2 protein-coding genes are annotated in these 1,515 nt (G+C 71.1%); both read right to left on the bottom strand.

Annotated elements, in window-relative coordinates; translation table 11 throughout:
- The coding region (locus ACWGIU_RS27915; protein ID WP_453710304.1) for an FAD binding domain-containing protein at positions 1–702 on the bottom strand (702 nt) is incomplete at its 3' end.
- Positions 699–1,298 (bottom strand): 2Fe-2S iron-sulfur cluster-binding protein, encoded by a 600-nt coding sequence (locus tag ACWGIU_RS27910; protein ID WP_453710309.1) that lies wholly within the window; start codon positions 1,296–1,298, stop codon positions 699–701. The genes ACWGIU_RS27910 and ACWGIU_RS27915, both read right to left, overlap by 4 nt.
- Positions 1,299–1,515 lie beyond the last annotated feature (217 nt).

Below are 1,515 nucleotides of genomic sequence, written 5' to 3'. Positions count from 1 at the left end.
GTCACGGGCCTTGCGGTAGAGGGAGACGGATCCCGGCACGGCCGGTGGCAGGATCACGGCGGTGACGATCTCGCCCGGGCGGATGACGGTGTCCCGCTCGGGGTGCTCGCCGGGAAGCCGGTGGAAGTCGGCCGCCGCCACCTCGCGGGTAGCGTGCTCACCGCCGTACAGCTCGATCCGGGCATCCAGGACGGTGAGGGCCACTGCCATGTCCGAGGGGTGGGTGGCGATGCAGTGCGCGGAGTGGCCGAGGACGGCGTGGTCACGGTGTACCGCGTCGCGGGCCGCGCAGCCGGTGCCGGGTTCCCGCTTGTTGCAGGGCTTGGACACGTCCTGGAAATACGGACAGCGGGTGCGCTGGAGCAGGTTCCCGCCGATGGTGGCGACGTTGCGCAGCTGTCCGGACGCGCCGGCGAGGAGTGCCTGCGACAGTGCGGGGTAGCGGGTGCGAACCAGGGCGTGCACGGCCAGATCGGTGTTGCGTACGCCGGCTCCGACCCGGAGCGTTCCGGTGGGCAGCTCCTGGATGTCGTGGAGGGGCACCCGGGTGAGGTCGATGAGGGTGTCCGGGGTTTCCACGCCGTGCTTCATGAGGTCGACGAGGTTGGTTCCGCCGGCGAGGTATCGGGAGCCGGGGTGGCCGGCATAGGCGGCTGCCGCTTCCTGGAGGCTGCTGGCGTGTACGTAGGCGAAGGGCTTCACGCGGTCACGTCCGGGGTCGGGGCGGGGGGCTGGGCAGGGCCCTCGACGGCACTGCAGGCCGCTACGGCGTCGGCGATCCCGTTGTAGGCGCCGCAGCGGCAGAGGTTGCCGCTGAGCCGTTCCCTGATCTCTTCGGCGGTCAGGACGACCGGGCGGACGATGCCGGCCGCAGTCGCCGCGTCCGTGACATGCGAAGGGTGTCCGGCGGCGGCTTCCCGCAGGACCCCGACGGCGGAGCAGAGCTGGCCTGGGGTGCAGTAGCCGCACTGGAAGGCGTCGTGGTCGAGGAAGAACTGCTGGAGGGAGGACAGTGCGCCGTCGGCGTCGGCGAGCCCCTCCACGGTGGTGATCTCGGATCCGTCCTGGGCCACGGCCAACATCAGACAGCTGTTGGCACGCCGGCCGTCGACGAGAACGGTGCAGGCTCCGCACTGCCCGTGGTCGCAGCCCTTCTTGGCACCGGTCAGGTCCAGCAGCTCCCGCAGGGCGTCGAGGAGGGTGGTGCGGTTGTCCAGGTCCAGGACGTGGGTCCCGCCGTTGACGCGGAGCGCGACGCGCGAGCGGTGCGGGTCGGACGGTGGGTCGGCCTGTTGCATGGGATTGCGCACACGTGCAGCCACGACTGTCCCTTATCTCCGGTTATGGGAAGTATGGTCTATCGCCTTCCCTGGACGGGCCGTGCCACACGTCCCCGAAGTGATGAACTCGGAGCGCTCGGTCGGGTCTCCCCGAAGGCGCGGGTCGGCCGGGCGGCCCTGCGGCCCGGCCGGCTCAAGCGCCGAGGACCCGTCGCGCTGGGCGGCTGAGTTCCCT

The organism is Streptomyces sp. NPDC054840 (assembly GCF_053611065.1).
Note: the sequence above shows the minus strand (reverse complement) of the source record. Positions and strands in the feature narration are given on the sequence as shown.